Below are 16,611 nucleotides of genomic sequence, written 5' to 3' on the forward strand. Positions count from 1 at the left end.
GGGCGGGGTTTTTTCGACTAAGTCAGTACAAGTTAGATAACTTGAACTTCTTCAGCTTGCATGCCTTTCTGACCGCGGGTAGCGATGAAAGAAACCTGTTGGCCTTCTTTCAGGCTTTTGAAGCCGTCGGATTGGATAGCTTTGAAGTGAACGAACAGGTCGTCACCGGATTGTGGAGTGATGAAGCCGAAGCCTTTTTCATCGTTGAACCACTTAACGGTACCAGTTTGGCGATTAGACATGGTGTATCTCCTTGGACAAAGTTAACTGCGACTCAGGAAAAGCCCTGGCCGAGACTGAGTGCAAAGAGCAGGAAAAATTCTTGGAGATGGTTGGATCGAAATTCAACATATCGTGTAGAGATTCTCAGTGACACAAGCAGCACAGTGGCGCCACCTTAACCCTTTTTCCGGAACGTGCCAATGGTATTTCCGAAGGTTTCTCTATTTTCGTGACTGGCGGTGGTATTTATCGCCACTGGTCGCCACAAGCAGGGTCCCGGCCCCGCTGGCTGCGGCTTATGGCAGGCAGGCCTGTCGTGAAGAAAAGCCCGACGCCCTTTGAACCCCAACGCCGGCCCCGGTAAGATGCCCAACAGAATTTTTCCACCTCGCTATTCAGGACACCGCCATGAGCATCAAATCGGACAAGTGGATTCGCCGCATGGCGCAAGAGCACGGCATGATCGAACCCTTCGTTGAGCGCCAGATCCGTGGCGAAGGCGACAGCCCTGTGATTTCGTACGGTGTTTCCAGCTACGGCTACGATGTGCGTTGCGCCGATGAGTTCAAGGTGTTCACCAACATCAACTCGGCGATCGTCGATCCGAAGAACTTTGACGAAAAGAGCTTCGTCGACGTCAAGAGCGACGTATGCATCATTCCGCCAAACTCCTTTGCCCTGGCGCGCACCGTGGAGTTCTTCCGCATCCCCCGCGATGTGCTGACCATCTGCCTGGGCAAGAGCACCTACGCGCGCTGCGGCATTATCGTCAACGTGACGCCGCTTGAGCCCGAGTGGGAAGGTCACGTGACCCTGGAGTTCTCCAACACCACCACCTTGCCGGCAAAGATCTATGCCAACGAAGGTGTGGCGCAAATGCTGTTCCTGCAGTCCGACGAGGCCTGTGAAGTGTCCTATAAAGACCGTGCAGGCAAGTACCAGGGCCAGCGCGGCGTCACCCTCCCGCGCGCTTGATCGAAAGGTCTTACACGTAAAGGGAATTTGTCAGCGGGAAGGCACTCTATTGGGTGTACTGCCTCGGTGCGTGCACAACGCGCCGAGCCACGCTTGAGGAGTTCCCTATGAAGATCGACCCGCGAATCAGTGCCGAACTTGCCCGGCTTGAACCCAACCAGATTGGTGTTCTGGCCTGGTCACTGATGGCCAATCCCGCTTACGCGGGCGGCATCCCAGGCCAACCTGATCCAGACTCTCCACAGCCCATTGAAGAGCCCGGCTCGCCTACGGTTCCCGATGAACCGCCTCCCGCACCAGTTGCCTGACCCCCAGTGGGCCAGTCAATCGACTGGCCAAACCTGATGATCGCCGATCACAAAGAGTTGGCAGCCACTGCCCTGTGCCACGTCATGCCCGCCGGTGAACGCGCCAAACGCCGGCAGCAGGCTGATTCGCCTGCCGATCTGGAAGCATGGCAGGCGCAAGCTTTGCCGAGCCTTGCCGCGCAGGCGATAGACCGGATGCACATGCCCCGCCAGTACGTGGTAATCGGCATGCGCGTGCGGTTCGTGCTGTAGCGCAAAGGGGCCTATCAGCAGCGGCTCTGTTACCACGTCGATCCTCAGGCCCAAGGGCGGGTCGCCTGCACGTTTGTCGTGATTGCCGCGAATCAAGGTGATGTGCAGCGCCCTGTTGCGTGTACGCCAGGCCTCAAGCGCGTGCAGCGTACCGCTGGCGTGAGAGCCGGGTCCGTGCAGGAAGTCGCCGAGGAAGATCATGTGCGTGCAGGGGTACGCTGACAGCAACCGATCCAGCCGCAGCAGGTTGTCGGTGGTGGTGCCCTGCGGCACCGGCTGCCCCAGGCTGCGATACGCCGACGCTTTGCCAAAATGCGCATCGGCAATCAACAAGCACTGGCGCGCGGGCCAATACACCGCTTTGTCCGCCAGCAGCCATAATTCCTCGCCTTCCAGCGTCAGTGAATAATGCATCAGCGCTTCCCATGATCCGCGACGTGCTCCAGATCCTTGACCATCCTTGCAATGCGCTCCGACAGTTTTTCCGAGCTGAGGCTTTCGCGCATACGCTCTACCAGCAGGGGGAAGGCCAGGGGCGTTGGTCGTTCGATGACATGCAGCTCCAGTTCCAGGGCCGAAAGGTGGCGCAACGTCTCTTCCAGGCGACGAATATCCAACTCATTGCGCAGGACTTCTTCCCCGGCCTGGGCCAGCAGGAGGTTTTGCGGGTCATACTGCTTGAACACCTCGAAGAATAAACCGCTGGAGGCTTGCACCTGCCGCGTGCTTTTGGGTGCGCCCGGATAGCCGGCGAACACCAGCCCGGCAATGCGGGCGATTTCACGAAAGCGCCGCAGGGCCAGCTCGCCGGCGTTGAGGCTGGCGGCAACATCCGTCAACAACTGCTCCGGGCTCAACAGTGCGTCATTCAATACACCCGGCCAATCCACCGGCGTGGCGCTCAACAGCTCCAGCCCGTAGTCGTTGACGGCAATCGAGAAGGTCACAGGCTGCAACTGGCTGACCCGCCACGCCAGCAGGCTCGCCAACCCCTGGTGTACCTGGCGCCCGGCGAACGGGTAGAGAAACAGGTGCCAGCCTTCCCGCGACTTCAGCGTCTCGGCCAGCAAGTGCTTGCGGGTCGGCAAACCGGACCAGCGTAACTGGGTGCGCAGCAATGGTTGTACCGCCACCATCTCCGGGCCGTCAAAATGCCCGTGCGCGGCGGCGTCAAAACGCTCGACCAGGGCTTGGGCCAGCTCGTTGGAGAGTGGCATGCGCCCGCCATTCCAGCGCGGCACGGCGGCTTTTTTCGCGGTGCTGCGGCGCACATAGGCAGTCATGTTTTCAACACGTACCAACTCCAACAAGCGCCCCGCAAACAGAAAGCCATCCCCCGGCTTGAGCCGGGCAATAAAGCCTTCCTCGACACTGCCCAGGTTTTTGCCGCCGCCGCCCTTGCTCCAGAATTTCAGCTGGATACTGGCATCGCTGACGATAGTGCCCACGCTCATGCGATGCCGACGTGCCAGACGCGCATCCGGGACGCGCCAAATGCCGTGCTCGTCAGGTTCGACGCGACGGTAGTCCGGGTAGGCCGTCAGCGACAGGCCGCCATGGCGCACAAACCCCAACGCCCAGGCCCATTCAGCCTCGGTGAGTTCGCGATAGGCCCACACGCTGCGCACTTCAGCGAGCAGCGCATCGGGGGTAAACCCGCCGCCCAATGCCATGCTCACCAAATGCTGTACGAGCACATCCAAAGGCTTGTGGGGCGATTCGCGGGCTTCGATACGGCGCTGGGCGATCGCGTCCTGGGCAGCGGCCGCTTCCATCAGCTCCAGGCTATGGGTCGGCACCAGTGTTACCCGCGATGGCCGCCCCGGTGCATGGCCGGAGCGCCCGGCGCGTTGCATCAGGCGGGCTACGCCTTTGGCCGAGCCGATCTGCAGCACCCGTTCCACCGGCAGGAAGTCCACACCCAGGTCCAGGCTCGACGTACACACCACGGCCTTGAGCTGGCCGTCTTTCAGTGCCCGTTCCACCCAGTCACGGGTTTCCCTGGCGAGCGAGCCGTGATGCAGGGCAATCAACCCGGCCCAATCAGGGCGCGCTTCGAGCAAGGCCTGGTACCAGATTTCCGCCTGCGCCCGGGTATTGGTAAATACCAGGCAACTGCGGCTGGACGCCACCTCCGCCACGACCTGCGGCAGCATTTTCAAACCCAGATGTCCGGCCCATGGAAAACGCTCGGTCACGGCGGGCAGCAAGGTGTCGACAATCAGCTGTTTGGCGGTTTGCCCCTGCACGTTGATTCCTTCGCCGTGTGGGACCAATACCTCCAGGGCGTGAGCCTGATTACCCAACGTCGCCGAAATCCCCCACACCACCAACTCGGGATGCCAGCGGCGCAACCTTGCCAGCGCCAGTTGCAGCTGCACGCCACGTTTATTGCCGATCAGTTCGTGCCATTCATCCACGATGACCATGCGCAGGTGCCCCAGGCTTGTCTCGCTGTCGGCCCGCGCCAGCATCAGCGTCAGGCTTTCCGGGGTGGTCACCAGCGCGGTGGGCTGACGTCGGGTTTGCCGGGCGCGTTCGCTGCTGCCGGTATCGCCGGTGCGCAGGCCAACGCTCCAGGGAATCTGCAAGGCTGCCAGCGGCGCCTCAAGCGCCCGCGCGGTGTCGGCAGCCAAGGCGCGCATGGGGGTGATCCAGAGTACGGTCAGTGGTTCGGCAGGCGGTTTGCGTTTGCCCGTCACGGGTGGGCGGGTGATGGCGAAGCGGTTAAGCGCGGCAAACCACAGGGCGTAGGTTTTACCGGCCCCGGTGCTGGCATGCAGCAGGCCCGAGCGGCCTTGCTTGACTGCACGCCACACGTCTTTCTGGAAGGCGAACGGCTTCCAGCCTCTGGCGGCAAACCATTGCCTGGCGAAGTCGAAGTGAGGGGCCATGCGACGGCTGACGCTCTAAGGGGCTTATTCCACAGACCCTCCCGCTGCACCAAAGGTTTAACTAAAGCGCCACGGCGCAGTAGTGCAGTTGCGAGCCGTTTGCCTGGCCGATGGTGCGGCAGGCCGGCGGCAAGGGTTGCGGCTTGTCCAGGCGTTGCACCAGATAGAAGTTTGCTGTCGTCGGCAGTTGTTGCAGGTTCTTGCGGTGACGCGCCCAGCCAGCGCTGTAAAACTCGGCCGAGTATGAGCGCGAGCCCAGGTAGATCAAGTCACCAGGGGCTGCGGCCTGTTGCTCTTTCCAGAGCGCCACGATGGCTACCTGGTTCTGGGGGCGGTCGGCTGCCTTGCCGCTGATGATCAAGGCGCAGCCTGTCACCGGCAACGCCAACGCTACGGCAGCGATCACGGCCGCGCGCATGTGCCGGCAGATCACGTCGGCGAGCAATACCGCCCAGGCCGGCAGTGCGGGCAGTACATAGGTCCAGAGAATGTTGGTGGACATGGTGAAAAACAACGGCGCCGAAGCCGCCCAAGCCAGCACAAAGATGAAGTATTCGGGTTGCCTGCCAAGGTGCCCGCGCAGCTTCACTAGCAGCGGCAAAAAAAGCGTCCAGGGCATGAGGCCGGCCAACAGGTGCAGCCAGATCATTCCCAGCGGCTGGGCATGGGCGCTGCCATATAGATCGCCCTGCCATTGGCTGATGACATAGCGGCTGAAATGCTCGCCGACGATGAAGTATTCCAGGAACCCGGGGGTTTTCTGTTCTGCCAGCCAATACCAGGGCAGGGCCACGGCAAGCGTCAATACGCTGCCGGACAGCCAGGGCAGACCCAGCAGGCGGCGCCAGTGGGCGGTGACCGCCAGCCATATGGCGGCCGGCAGCGTTATCAGGACCAGGGCCAGCGGGCCTTTGGCGAGCAGGCCCAGGCCTAGCCCGAAAAAGCCGGCCAGGGCCCACCCGCGCTCACCGTGCATCAACCCGCGCCACAGGCCCATATGTGCGAGCAGCAGGGCGAACGCCAAGGCTCCGTCGGTCAACACGGCGCCGCTGGAGAGGAACCCGAGGCTGCACGTCGAATAGATGATCGCGGCCGTCAATCCGACCTGCAGGCTTCGCTCCTGGCTGGCGAAGCGCACGATCAACAGGCAGCTGGCGGCGTGCAGCAACCAGCTGGAAAAGCGGCTGGCGAATTCCCCGATTCCGAGCACTTTCATGCTCAGCGCCTGCACCCAGAACGACAGTGGTGGTTTGCCCCAGAACGGTACGCCGTGATCGAACATTGGCGTGATCCAGTCGTTGGAGGCGAGCATCTTGCGGGCAATTTCCGCGTAGCGCGCTTCCGATGTGTCCATGAGTGGATACAGCCCGAGCGTCCCCAGGCGCACCAGCAGTACGCCAAGCAGGATTGCCCAGAGCAAGCGAATGGAAACGGAAGGGTTCATACCGTTAGCCTCACAAGTGGATAAATGAGTTCAAGGTTGATCGCGTTTGCACAGGGATTTTGGCCTGGGGCTGACCACCATCAGGACCCGGCCGACGTACTCGCCCACCACGGCGGTGCCCAGGCACAGCAGCAGGATTGCCTGCAGCAGCAGATGCTGAGGGGTCAGTTCGCCAAACGTCGCCACGCCGGCGATCCACAACGAGCCGAGCAGAAAGCTGATTCCGCTCAAATAGCTGTACATCCGCAAGGGGCGGGTAGAGAACGCCAGAATCGAGTCCGCTCCCAGGTTCAGTAACGACAGCGACGACCATTTGGACGTGCCCGCCTGGCGCGGCTTGCGGTCGTAATTCACTTCGGTGGTGGGGTAGCCGAGCCAACTCACCAGTATTTTCAGGACGCCGGCGTTGTCGTCCATGGCGCGAATGGCGGCCAGCGCATTGGGTCCGATCAGGCGGAAATCGCTGACTTCCCTGGGCACATCGAAGTCATCGATCAACTGGTCCATGACGGCGTAGTAGAGCCTGGCCGTCGTGCGTTTGAGCCAGGAGTCGCAATGCCGCGAGCGGCGCTGCATGTTGACGATTTCAAAGCCCTTGCGCCACTCCTGCACCATTAACGGGATCAACTCGGGTGGGTCCTGCAGGTCGCAATCGAGGATGATCACTGCACGGCCCCGCGCTTCGTTGATACCTGCGCGCATGGCGGCCTCTTTGCCGAAGTTACGGTTCAAATGCAGGCTTCTGGTTCGGGCATCCAGGGAATAACGGTCGATTATTGCGGCTGTTTCATCTTGGCTTCCGTCATTGATGTAGAGCACTTCGGTAGTTATTTTTAATTGTTCAACGATGGCCATGAGTCGCGCGTGAAATTGCGCCAGTACGCACTGTTCGTTAAAGCAGGGAATCAGCAGGGTAAGTTCTATCGGCGGTGGAGGATCACTGGGGGTGTGCGCGCTTGATGTCATGTTTGAATACCCAGAAATGATTGATCGTAAAACCCTGCACGGTCACGGCTGCGATTGCCGTTAGTTGTGCGAGATGTGGATGCACGCCCCAGAAGGTCAGTAACCCGACGATGAGCGTGTTCGCGACCACTTGGCTGGCCGCTGTGACGGCAAACCGCACGCCAATGCACTGGCGCCCGGCGAATACCCAGTGCCTGTTGAGGCAATAGGCGGTCACGGCCCCGCTGATGCCTGCGCAGAGTGTTGAAATGACCGGGCCGCACCCCTTCAGCAAACAGGTAAATATCACCAGGTGGACTAACGTGGCGATGCAACCGGACCCCAAGTAGCGAGTTAATAATTCGAGTGTGTTTGGCATGCCGGGAATGTATAAGGTCGAATGTGAATCAAATGTCACGTTACGTAAATATGGCGAGCGATTGTTGTAGGAATTTAGTTAGTTGCTGAAGGAATGATCTTTGCTGCGTGTATGAATTTGGAGTTGGCTCTAATGGATATATTGCTGGTGGAAGATGATCACGTATTGGCAGGTTCGCTGGGGGATTATCTGGCCGAATTTGGTTACGACGTAGACTTCGCTCGCGACGGTCGAAGTTGCCTGGAACGTGTTCGCAAGCATGAATACGACCTGATTGTGATGGACGTCGCCATGCCTCGGCTGAGCGGGTTTGATACCTGCCGCCAATTACGCAACGAGCAGGTTCAGACCCCGGTCATCTTTTTGACTGCACGTGACGCGCTGCCCGACAAGGAAGAGGGCTATGCCGTCGGCGGCGACGACTACCTGGTAAAACCGTTCGAGCCCCAGGAGTTGTTATGGCGCATTCGTGCGCTGATGCGCCGGGGTGCCCCGCGTCAGTCGCGCAGCCCAAGGCAGCTGGGTGACCTGGTGCTTGATTCGACTGTGCAATCCTTGAGTCACCACGGCATCGTCACCGTGCTGCCAGCGCTCCAGTTCAGCCTGCTGAGCCTGCTCGCCGATGCGGCACCGCAGCCCGTCAGCCGGCGCAAACTCGAGGCAGCGCTGTGGCCCGAAGGCGATCCGCCCGAGAGCGACGCACTGCGCACCTACATCTACCGACTCCGGCAAGCCCTGGGCAAACCCCATGGCAACGATCTGATCCGCACCGTCCACGGCAAAGGGTATCGCCTTGCTATTCCCTACTGACTCGTTTTTTGCGCGCATCCTCTATGCGCTGCTGCCGTTCATGGCGTTGATCACGTTGTTTTACAGCCTGCTGATCTGGGCTGCGGTGATCCTCACCGAGGACTACATTGTCTCCAGCTACCTGAACCTGGAGGCGCAGGCGTTCCAGGGCAAATACGCCCAATCGGGCCGCGCCGCCGCGATGCCCAATGCGATCTACCTCCAAGGCTACTGGTCGACGGATGCCAACCTGCCCGCTACGGTCGGACACCTGCCCGTTGGCCACCATGAGATCGAGAAGGAGGACATCCATGTGCTGGTCAGTGAGGTGGCCGGCGAAGCGGCGTTGCTGGTGCTGGTCATGGATGAATCCAGCCTCAGCCAAACCGAAGGCTATCGTGGGCAGGTCTTCGGGCTGTTGTGCGCGGTGGCCGGCTTGATCCTGATCCTGGGCGCGATCCTCGCCATCGCGATTGCCCGGGCCATTGCCCGGCCGGTCAGCCAATTGGCGGCGCAGGTGGCTGGAGCACCCCACGGACCGCCCTGTTTCAGCGGGGTTGAGCGCCAGGACGAAATCGGCACATTGAGCCGCACGCTGTCGTCACTGGTGACCCAGCAAAACGCGGCGCTGCTGCGCGAGCAAGCGTTTACCCGGCACGTCAGCCATGAGCTGCGCACCCCCCTGAGTATCCTCAACAACAGCCTGGCAATCCTGCGCCTGCCGGGGTGCGGGGCGGACAAAATGGCGCGCAGCCTGCAGCGTATGGAAGGAGCGCTGGCCGGGATGAAAATGACGATTGAGCTGTTTCTGAGCCTGGCCCGGGCGCCACGTCAAAGGGCGCCTGAAGCGATCGACCTGGGTGCGGTCGTCGTCGAGCAGATCGAAAAGTATCAATGGCTCTATCCGTTTGCCGCAGGCGCCCTGACATTTACCGGCGCCGCCACCCTGGCGGCCCACGAGGCAATTGCCCGCAGTGTGGTGGAGAACCTGCTCGGCAACGCGGCTCAGCATGGCGCCGGGAAAGTCCGGGTCATCCTCACCGAGCAGCGTTTGGTCATCCTCAATAACCATGACGAGCAGTGCCTGTCACAGGGCTACGGGTTCGGCCTGGAGATCGTTGCCCGCGCCTGCGCCCATACTGGCTGGCAGCTCGACACACGGCGCACGCGTCATACGTTCCGGGCGTGCATCCGTTTCACTTGAGATTGCCGCTGAGGAACTGCTGCAAACGCTCGCTCTTCGGATGGCCGAGCACATCCTCCGGCGTGCCTTGCTCTTCCACCAGGCCCTGGTGCAGGAACAACACCTGGCTCGACACCTTGCGTGCAAAGCTCATCTCATGGGTGACCATGATCATGGTGCGACCTTCCTCGGCCAGGCCCTGGATCACTTTCAACACTTCGCCCACCAGCTCCGGGTCGAGGGCCGAGGTCGGTTCGTCGAACAGCATCACCTCGGGCTCCATTGCCAGGGCGCGGGCGATGGCCACCCGTTGCTGCTGGCCGCCGGAGAGAAACGCCGGGTACTGATCGGCCACGCGCGCGGGCAGGCCGACTTTTTCCAGATAATGCCGGGCACGGTCCTCGGCGTCCTTCTTGCTGCACCCCAGCACCCGGCGCGGGGCCATGGTGATGTTTTCCAGCACGCTCATGTGGCTCCACAGGTTGAAGTGCTGGAACACCATGGCCAGCCGCGTGCGCAGGCGCTGCAGCTCGGCATCGTCGGCCACGCGCATGCCGTCGCGGTCGCTGACCATGCGGATCGGCTGGCCATCGAGGGTCATGGCGCCGTCGTTGGGGGTTTCCAGGAAGTTGATGCAGCGTAAAAAGGTGCTCTTGCCCGAGCCGCTGGCGCCGATCAGGCTGATCACGTCACCGGTCTTGGCCTTGAGCGAGACACCTTTGAGCACCTCATTGTCGCCATAGCGTTTATGCAGGCCTTCAACGGTCAATTTGTACATGGGGCGTGCATCCTCAAGGCGAAAGTAGATAGCCGCTACGGTAGGCCTCTAAACCTGCGACATGGCCAATGACCATCCCGGCAGTGGCCATGCGGCGTAGCGAACGGGCGTAAAGCAGGCCGGCCTTCTGGCAGTGCACGGGCGTTACGCGGTCGGTAATGGGGTCGATGATGTCGGCGATCAGTTGCCCGGCTTCCAGGTATTCGCCGGGCAGGGCGCGGAACACCAGCAGGCCGCCGACGGGCGTGGCGACCGGCTCGACGCCGGCCAGCGGGGTGGCCGGGTAGGGCAGGTCGGGTAGCGGCGCGACGTCGCCGGCGATGGCGCCGAAGTGGATCAGATAGTCGATGATCGCCTGGCAATCGAGGCTCGCCAGGCCGTGGTTCACATCACCCTGGCCGCGCAGTTCGACGGTCACCGAAAAGCTGCCCAGGGGAATCGGGAAGCGCTCGCCGAAGCGTTGCTGCAACTGCCACCAGACCAGGGTGAAACATTCATCGAAGGATTGCCCGCCCGAATCGGTGGCGAGCAAGTTGGCTTCCGAGCCTATGTAGCGCGCCAGCGGTTCCACCTGCGGCCAGGCCTCGGGCGTGGTGTACAGGTGCGCCACGGCTTCGAAGTCGCAATGCAGGTCCAGCACCATATCGGCATCGCACGCCAGGCGTTGCAGCACCAGGCGCAGGGACTGCAATTGCGTCTGCGCGGTGTGCTCCGCGAGGGCAGCGGACAGTGCCGCGCGGATCAATCGCGCATTGTGCTGTGGGTCATCGCCGAGCAATGCCTCGACCTGGTTACCCACCGCTTCACTGAGGTCGATAAACAGGCGATTGAAATTCTGCCCGCTCTCTAGCTCGTAGCGGCCCAGTGGGATGTCCATCAGCACCTGTTCCAGGCCCAGCGGGTTGGCCACCGGCACCAGCACGATTTCACTGCGCAGGCGCCCGGCGGCGGCCAGTTCGGCCAGGCGCACCTTCAAGTGCCAGGCCACCAGCATGCCCGGCAGCTCATCGGCATGCAGCGACGACTGGATATAGATCTTGCCCCCGGCCCGTTCGGGGCCGAAGTGGAAACTGTGAACCTGCCGCGCCGTACCTGGCACCGGCGCAATCAGTTCATGGACCTGATGACGCATGCGAACTCCTTAGTGGCTCGGCCCGAGAAAGGCCAGCCAGCGGCGCTCCGCCAGACGAAACAGACCGACCAGGGCAAAGGTCACGGTCAGGTAGATCAGCGCAGCGATGCCGAATGATTGAAAGGTCATGTAGGTGGCGGAGTTGGCGTCCCGGGCCACCTTGAGAATATCCGGCACGGTCGCGGTAAACGCCACCGTGGTCGAGTGCAGCATCAGGATCACTTCGTTGCTGTAGTAGGGCAACGAGCGGCGTAGGGCCGAAGGCATGATCACGTAGGCATACAGCTTCCAGCCGCTCAGACCATAGGCCTTGGCCGCCTCGACTTCGCCATGGGCCATGCTGCGGATCGCCCCGGCAAAGATCTCGGTGGTGTAGGCGCAGGTGTTGAGGGCGAAGGCGAGGATGGTGCAGTTCATCGCGTCGCGAAAGAACGCATCCAGCAACGGCTGCTCGCGCACGGCGGCGATGCTGTAGATGCCGGTGTAGCAGATCAGCAACTGGATATAGAGCGGCGTGCCGCGAAACAGGTAGGTATAGAACTGCACCGGCCAGCGCACCCAACGCTTGCGTGACACACGGGCGATGGACAACGGGATCGACACCAGGAAGCCAATCACCAGCGAGGCGCTGAGCAGCCACATGGTCATGGCCAGCCCGGTGATGTGCTGGCCGTCGCTGTACAGGAACGGGCGCCAGTATTGCTGCAAGAGCTCGATCATCGCACCGCCTCCCGGGACCCGGCGGAGTAGCGTCGCTCAAGCCTGCGCAACACAAAGTTGGAGGCGCTGGTAATCAACAGGTAGATCAACGCGGCGACCACCAGGAAATAGAACAGTTGATAGGTACTCTTGCCGGCGTCCTGGGCGGCTTTGACCAGATCGGCCAGGCCGATGATCGACACCAGCGCCGTGGCCTTGAGCATCACCATCCAGTTGTTGCCGATGCCCGGCAAGGCAAAGCGCATCATCTGCGGGAAGGTCACGTAGCGAAACCGCTGCCCGCGCTTGAGGCCGTAGGCGGTCGCTGCTTCCAATTGGCCGCGGGGCACGGCCAGGATCGCGCCGCGAAAGGTCTCGGTGAAGTAGGCACCGTAGATAAAGCCCAGGGTGATAACCCCGGCGCTGAATGGGTCGATCTCGATGTAGTCCCATTCCATAAAGTCGGTAAAGCCGGTCAGCCAGATTTGCAGGCTGTAGAAAATCAGCAGCATCAGCACCAGGTCGGGCACGCCGCGAATCAAGGTGGTGTAGAGCTGGGCGGGGATGCGCAGCAGGCGCAGGCTGGACAGTTTGGCGCTGGCGCCGAGCAGGCCGAGCACGACGCTGACCGCCAGGGAGGCGACCGACAGCTTTATGGTCATCCACGTCCCTTGCAGCAACAACGGGCCGAACCCCTTCAAGCTGAAGGCACCCAGCCCCAGGGTTTGCAAAAGATCTTCAAACATGAATTCAGGACCTATGGCGATAAAAAAGCGCCCACCGGAGCCGGTGGGCGCGAGGGTGTTATTTACCGCTGTACAGGTTCAGGTCGCCGAAGTGTTTCTTCTGGATGCTGGCGTAGGTGCCATCATCGTGTAACGCTTTGATACCTTTATCCAGCAACGCCTTGAGGTCTTTGTTACCTTTTTTGATACCGATCGCCGTTTTCGACGGCAGCAATGGGTCATCGATCGCCGCGCTGACTTCATAGCCGGCACCGGCGGGCGACTTCAAAAAGCCTAGTTCGGCTTGCAGCATGTCCTGCACCGAAGCGTCCAGGCGCCCGGAGGTCAGGTCGGCGTAGACCTGGTCCTGGTTGGCGTAGGCCTTGGTGGTCACGCCGGCCTTGTCCAGCACGGCCTTGGCGTAGGCTTCCTGGATGGTGCCTTGCTCGTAGCCCACGGATTTGCCCTTGAGGGACTCCGGCGTGGAGAAACCTGCACCTTTCTTGAACACCAGGGACGTCGGGCCGGAGAACAGCTCGGAGGAGAAGTCGATAGCCTTTTCACGGGCTGTGGTCACGGTCATCGACGAAATCACGCCGTCGAACTTGTTGGCGTTGAGGCCTGGAATCATGCCGTCAAAATCACTTTCGACCCACTTGCACTTCACTTTCAGCTCGGCGCAGATCGCATTGCCCAGGTCGATGTCGAAGCCCACCAGGCTGCCGTCGGCGGCTTTGGATTCGAATGGCGCGTAGGACGGATCGACACCAAAACGCAGTTCCTTGTATTCCTTGGCCAACGCGGAACCTGCGGCCATGCACAGAGCCAGTGCAGAAAGGGTCAGCAATGCTTTTTTCATTATGTAATCCCTTGAAACCAAGATAAGCGCTTGTGGCGCGATTAGGACTGTTACTGAACGGTGTCAGACGCAACATCGGTAGCAATTTCTGAACCATAGTTCCGAATGTTCGTTTTAATAGGTAGGAATCTAGAGATCTGAGTTTAGGAGATGCCCGAAAGCGGGCACTGAAAATTCAGCGCACCATTTCAGATCATACGAAGATCAACTGTGGGAGCTGGCTTGCCTGCGATAGCGGTGGGTCAGTCAGCCCATGTGTCACTGAGCGACCGCTATCGCAGGCAAGCCAGCTCCCACAGAACTCGTGGTGTTTTCGGGGGAAGGCTCAGGCCAGCAAATCCTGCAATGTGGCCAGGCTATCCGCCTCATCCACCGCCTTATCCTGCCGCCACCGCAACATCCGCGGAAACCGCACCGCAATCCCGCTCTTATGCCGCTTGGACAAGGCAATCCCTTCAAACCCCAGTTCAAACACCATGCTCGGCGTCACGCTGCTGACCGGGCCGAATTTTTCCACGGTGGTCTTGCGCACAATGGCGTCGACCTTGCGCATTTCTTCATCGGTGAGGCCGGAGTAGGCCTTGGCGAATGGCACCAACGCTCGCTCGCTGCCAGGGGGGCCGTCCCACACGGCAAAGGTGTAGTCGCTGTAGAGGCTGGCGCGTCGGCCATGGCCGCGCTGAGCGTAGATCAACACCGCATCGACGCTGAACGGGTCGACCTTCCACTTCCACCACAGCCCCATGTCCTTGGTGCGGCCCACCCCATACAGGCCTTGGCGATCCTTGAGCATCATGCCTTCCACGCCGAGGCTACGGGAGGCTTTGCGTTGTTCGGCGAGGTCGTCCCAGGTGGCGCCGCTCAACAGCGGCGAGGGTTGCAGCACGGGTTGGTTGCACTGGGCAATCACCTGCTCAAGTTGGGTTCGGCGTTCGGCCTGGGGATGGCTGCGCCAGTCGTCGCCTCCATGCTCCAACAGGTCATAGGCCAGGACGATCACCGGGGCGTCTTCCAGGACTTTCTTGCTCAACGTCTTGCGTCCGATGCGCTGTTGCAGCAGGGCAAAGGGTTGCACCGCGTCTTTCCACACCACGATTTCACCGTCGATCACCGTCCCATCGGGCAAGCCGCTGACCAGGCTGTGCAGTTCGGGGAAGCGTTCGGTGACCAGTTCTTCGCCGCGGGACCATATCCACAGGCGGCCCTCGCGCTTGACCAACTGCGCACGGATGCCATCCCACTTCCATTCCACCTGCCAGTCACCGGGTGCACCGAGCACGGTGTCGAACTGCTCCACAGGTTGGGCCAGCCCGTGAGCGAGAAAAAACGGATAAGGCTGCCCGCCACGTTGCGCATGCTCGTCGGACGATTCGGCGGCGATCAGCTTGAGGTAGCCCTCAGGCGTAGGGCGGTTGGCCAAATCCGTGTAGCCCACCAGTCGCTGCGCCACGCGTTTACTGTCGAGGTCGGCCAGGGCGGCAAGGGCGCGGGTCACCAGCAGTTTGGACACGCCCACGCGAAAGCTGCCGGTGATCAACTTGATGCACACCATCAGGCTCGGTTGATCCAGCTGTGCCCATAGCGCAGGCAGGCGCTCGGCCAATTCCAGGGGGGGCAGGCCGCGCAGGGGCAGCAGTTTTTCTTCCAGCCACGTGGCCAGGCCGTCCTCTGAGGTGTAGGGCGATTCCGGCAGGAGCAGGGAAATGGTCTCCGCCAGGTCGCCGACCGATTGGTAGCTTTCTTCGAACAACCACGGCTCGATACCCGACGCCTCGGTGGCCATGTCCCTGAGCAGGCGCGTCGGCACCAGTTGTCGAGGCCGCCCGCCGGAGAGGAAATACACGGCCCATGCCGCATCTGCCGGCGGCGCCTGGCGGAAATAGGCCTGCAAGGCGGCGAGCTTGGCATTGCTGGAGGTGGTGGCGTCGAGGTTGGCGTACAGCTCGGCGAACGCTTTCATACGCCAGCCTCTTCTTCGTCATCGCCGTACTCGGTAGTGAACCCTTGGGCGTCGAGGCCTTTTTCCCGCAGGTGACGGACCAAGACGCCCACAGAACCGTGGGTGACCATGACCCGCTCGGCGCCGGTTTGCTCAATGGCCCACAACAGGCCGGGCCAATCTGCGTGGTCCGACAGCACAAAGCCGCGGTCGACCCCGCGCCGCCGCCGGGTGCCGCGCAGGCGCATCCAGCCACTGGCGAAGGCGTCGCTGTAGTCGCCGAAACGCTTGATCCAACTGCTGCCGCCAGCGGAGGGCGGGGCAATGACCAGGGCTTGGCGCAGCAGTGGATCGGTCTTTTGAAAGTCCCCGGCGTAGAGGGTTTCGGGGATATAAATGCCAGCCTCGCGGTACACCCGGTTCAAGGGCTCGACTGCGCCGTGGCTGAGAATCGGGCCGATGCTGGCGTCGATACCGTGGAGGATGCGCTGGGCCTTGCCGAAGGAATAACAGAACAACACGCTGGCCTTGCCGGCGGCGATATTGGCCTGCCACCAATCGTTGATCCCGGCGAAGATCTGCGCCTGTGGCTGCCAGCGGTAGATCGGCAGGCCGAAGGTGGATTCGGTGATAAAGGTGTGGCAGCGCACCGGCTCGAACGGCGCACAGGTGCCGTCGGGTTCGACTTTGTAGTCGCCGGAGGCCACCCAGACCTCGCCCTTGTATGCCAGGCGCACCTGGGCCGAGCCGAGCACATGCCCGGCGGGGTGAAAACTCAAGGTCACGCCGTGATGGTTCAGCGGTTCGCCGTAGGCCAGGGTTTGCAGGTTGATGTCCTGTCCCAGGCGCGAGCGCAGGATACCTTCGCCGGGGGCGGCGGCCAGGTAGTGCGTATTGCCGGTGCGGGCGTGATCGCCATGGGCGTGGGTGATGACCGCACGTTCCACCGGGCGCCAGGGGTCGATGTAGAAATCGCCGGCGGGGCAGTAGAGGCCTTCGGGGCGGGCGGTGACAAGGTCCATGGGCGTGCCTGGGGCGATGGGCTTATCAGTTAGGAGGGAAGTAAGACTTGAGAAGTTCTATCTGAA

17 protein-coding genes are annotated in these 16,611 nt (G+C 61.5%); 4 read left to right on the forward strand and 13 right to left on the reverse strand.

Annotated elements, in window-relative coordinates; translation table 11 throughout:
• Nucleotides 1-32 precede the first annotated feature (32 nt).
• Complete coding sequence (locus tag PSH87_RS06640; RefSeq protein ID WP_002554837.1) at nucleotides 33-242, reverse strand: cold-shock protein; 210 nt, start codon at nucleotides 240-242, stop codon at nucleotides 33-35.
• Between the two features lie 388 nt (nucleotides 243-630).
• On the opposite strand from PSH87_RS06640, the gene dcd reads away from it, so the two are divergent.
• Nucleotides 631-1,197 (forward strand): dCTP deaminase, encoded by a 567-nt coding sequence (dcd, locus tag PSH87_RS06645; protein ID WP_017739095.1) that lies wholly within the window; start codon nucleotides 631-633, stop codon nucleotides 1,195-1,197.
• A gap of 107 nt (nucleotides 1,198-1,304) precedes the next feature.
• Complete coding sequence (locus PSH87_RS06650; RefSeq protein ID WP_017739094.1) at nucleotides 1,305-1,505, forward strand: hypothetical protein; 201 nt, start codon at nucleotides 1,305-1,307, stop codon at nucleotides 1,503-1,505.
• 15 nt (nucleotides 1,506-1,520) lie between these two features.
• Here PSH87_RS06650 and pdeM read toward each other — a convergent pair whose 3' ends face one another.
• The 5 genes from pdeM to PSH87_RS06675 form a co-directional block, all read right to left on the reverse strand.
• Nucleotides 1,521-2,171 carry a ligase-associated DNA damage response endonuclease PdeM gene (pdeM, locus tag PSH87_RS06655; RefSeq protein ID WP_305432929.1) on the reverse strand — a complete coding sequence of 217 codons (651 nt, stop codon included), beginning with the start codon at nucleotides 2,169-2,171 and terminating at the stop codon, nucleotides 1,521-1,523.
• Entirely contained in the window at nucleotides 2,171-4,651 is a 2,481-nt protein-coding gene (locus tag PSH87_RS06660; protein WP_305432930.1) for a ligase-associated DNA damage response DEXH box helicase, read from the reverse strand. The genes pdeM and PSH87_RS06660 overlap by 1 nt, the downstream gene beginning before the upstream one ends.
• Before the next feature lie 61 nt (nucleotides 4,652-4,712).
• On the reverse strand, nucleotides 4,713-6,095 hold the full coding sequence (locus PSH87_RS06665; protein ID WP_305432931.1) for a glycosyltransferase family 39 protein: 1,383 nt from the start codon (nucleotides 6,093-6,095) through the stop codon (nucleotides 4,713-4,715).
• A 30-nt stretch (nucleotides 6,096-6,125) separates the two neighbouring features.
• Nucleotides 6,126-7,061, reverse strand: coding sequence for a glycosyltransferase family 2 protein (locus PSH87_RS06670; RefSeq protein ID WP_081609294.1), 936 nt, complete (start codon nucleotides 7,059-7,061; stop codon nucleotides 6,126-6,128).
• Nucleotides 7,033-7,419, reverse strand: a complete 387-nt coding sequence (locus tag PSH87_RS06675) for a GtrA family protein (RefSeq protein WP_305434267.1) — start codon at nucleotides 7,417-7,419, stop codon at nucleotides 7,033-7,035. Before PSH87_RS06675 ends, PSH87_RS06670 begins: the two co-directional genes overlap by 29 nt.
• Nucleotides 7,420-7,551: 132 nt before the next feature.
• On the opposite strand from PSH87_RS06675, the gene PSH87_RS06680 reads away from it, so the two are divergent.
• Both PSH87_RS06680 and PSH87_RS06685 read left to right on the forward strand, forming a co-directional pair.
• Nucleotides 7,552-8,229, forward strand: coding sequence for a response regulator transcription factor (locus PSH87_RS06680; protein ID WP_017739088.1), 678 nt, complete (start codon nucleotides 7,552-7,554; stop codon nucleotides 8,227-8,229).
• Nucleotides 8,213-9,412 (forward strand): HAMP domain-containing sensor histidine kinase, encoded by a 1,200-nt coding sequence (locus tag PSH87_RS06685; RefSeq protein WP_305432932.1) that lies wholly within the window; start codon nucleotides 8,213-8,215, stop codon nucleotides 9,410-9,412. Before PSH87_RS06680 ends, PSH87_RS06685 begins: the two co-directional genes overlap by 17 nt.
• Here PSH87_RS06685 and PSH87_RS06690 read toward each other — a convergent pair.
• The 7 genes from PSH87_RS06690 to PSH87_RS06720 all read right to left on the reverse strand — a co-directional run bounded on the left by PSH87_RS06690 (nucleotide 9,405) and on the right by PSH87_RS06720 (nucleotide 16,545).
• The gene (locus PSH87_RS06690; protein ID WP_017739086.1) at nucleotides 9,405-10,169 is read right to left on the reverse strand and encodes an ABC transporter ATP-binding protein; all 765 of its coding nucleotides are present in this window, start codon (nucleotides 10,167-10,169) and stop codon (nucleotides 9,405-9,407) included. The genes PSH87_RS06685 and PSH87_RS06690 overlap by 8 nt on opposite strands.
• 13 nt (nucleotides 10,170-10,182) lie before the next feature.
• Nucleotides 10,183-11,301: a succinylglutamate desuccinylase/aspartoacylase family protein gene (locus PSH87_RS06695; protein ID WP_305432933.1), complete on the reverse strand. Its 1,119-nt coding sequence runs from the start codon at nucleotides 11,299-11,301 to the stop codon at nucleotides 10,183-10,185.
• 9 nt (nucleotides 11,302-11,310) lie between these two features.
• A complete protein-coding gene (locus PSH87_RS06700) occupies nucleotides 11,311-12,021 on the reverse strand; it encodes an ABC transporter permease (RefSeq protein WP_017739084.1) in 711 nt (236 codons plus the stop codon).
• On the reverse strand, nucleotides 12,018-12,746 hold the full coding sequence (locus tag PSH87_RS06705; RefSeq protein WP_017739083.1) for an ABC transporter permease: 729 nt from the start codon (nucleotides 12,744-12,746) through the stop codon (nucleotides 12,018-12,020). The genes PSH87_RS06700 and PSH87_RS06705 overlap by 4 nt, the downstream gene beginning before the upstream one ends.
• 58 nt (nucleotides 12,747-12,804) lie before the next feature.
• Nucleotides 12,805-13,584, reverse strand: coding sequence for a transporter substrate-binding domain-containing protein (locus PSH87_RS06710; protein WP_305432934.1), 780 nt, complete (start codon nucleotides 13,582-13,584; stop codon nucleotides 12,805-12,807).
• Between the two features lie 325 nt (nucleotides 13,585-13,909).
• Entirely contained in the window at nucleotides 13,910-15,544 is a 1,635-nt protein-coding gene (locus PSH87_RS06715; protein ID WP_305432935.1) for an ATP-dependent DNA ligase, read from the reverse strand.
• Nucleotides 15,541-16,545: a ligase-associated DNA damage response exonuclease gene (locus tag PSH87_RS06720; protein WP_305432936.1), complete on the reverse strand. Its 1,005-nt coding sequence runs from the start codon at nucleotides 16,543-16,545 to the stop codon at nucleotides 15,541-15,543. The genes PSH87_RS06715 and PSH87_RS06720 overlap by 4 nt, the downstream gene beginning before the upstream one ends.
• Nucleotides 16,546-16,611: the final 66 nt, after the last annotated feature.

Source organism: Pseudomonas sp. FP453 (assembly GCF_030687495.1).
Classification (GTDB): Bacteria; Pseudomonadota; Gammaproteobacteria; order Pseudomonadales; family Pseudomonadaceae; genus Aquipseudomonas.

Coding starts and splice junctions, on each gene's coding strand:
- PSH87_RS06715 (WP_305432935.1), bottom strand. CDS start 15,544: ATGAAAGCGTTCGCCGAGCTGTACGCCAACCTCGACGCCACCACCTCC.
- PSH87_RS06680 (WP_017739088.1), top strand. CDS start 7,552: ATGGATATATTGCTGGTGGAAGATGATCACGTATTGGCAGGTTCGCTG.
- PSH87_RS06660 (WP_305432930.1), bottom strand. CDS start 4,651: ATGGCCCCTCACTTCGACTTCGCCAGGCAATGGTTTGCCGCCAGAGGC.
- PSH87_RS06640 (WP_002554837.1), bottom strand. CDS start 242: ATGTCTAATCGCCAAACTGGTACCGTTAAGTGGTTCAACGATGAAAAA.
- PSH87_RS06710 (WP_305432934.1), bottom strand. CDS start 13,584: ATGAAAAAAGCATTGCTGACCCTTTCTGCACTGGCTCTGTGCATGGCC.
- pdeM (WP_305432929.1), bottom strand. CDS start 2,171: ATGCATTATTCACTGACGCTGGAAGGCGAGGAATTATGGCTGCTGGCG.
- PSH87_RS06690 (WP_017739086.1), bottom strand. CDS start 10,169: ATGTACAAATTGACCGTTGAAGGCCTGCATAAACGCTATGGCGACAAT.
- PSH87_RS06700 (WP_017739084.1), bottom strand. CDS start 12,021: ATGATCGAGCTCTTGCAGCAATACTGGCGCCCGTTCCTGTACAGCGAC.
- PSH87_RS06665 (WP_305432931.1), bottom strand. CDS start 6,095: ATGAACCCTTCCGTTTCCATTCGCTTGCTCTGGGCAATCCTGCTTGGC.
- PSH87_RS06650 (WP_017739094.1), top strand. CDS start 1,305: ATGAAGATCGACCCGCGAATCAGTGCCGAACTTGCCCGGCTTGAACCC.
- dcd (WP_017739095.1), top strand. CDS start 631: ATGAGCATCAAATCGGACAAGTGGATTCGCCGCATGGCGCAAGAGCAC.
- PSH87_RS06720 (WP_305432936.1), bottom strand. CDS start 16,545: ATGGACCTTGTCACCGCCCGCCCCGAAGGCCTCTACTGCCCCGCCGGC.
- PSH87_RS06695 (WP_305432933.1), bottom strand. CDS start 11,301: ATGCGTCATCAGGTCCATGAACTGATTGCGCCGGTGCCAGGTACGGCG.
- PSH87_RS06675 (WP_305434267.1), bottom strand. CDS start 7,419: ATGCCAAACACACTCGAATTATTAACTCGCTACTTGGGGTCCGGTTGC.
- PSH87_RS06705 (WP_017739083.1), bottom strand. CDS start 12,746: ATGTTTGAAGATCTTTTGCAAACCCTGGGGCTGGGTGCCTTCAGCTTG.
- PSH87_RS06670 (WP_081609294.1), bottom strand. CDS start 7,061: ATGACATCAAGCGCGCACACCCCCAGTGATCCTCCACCGCCGATAGAA.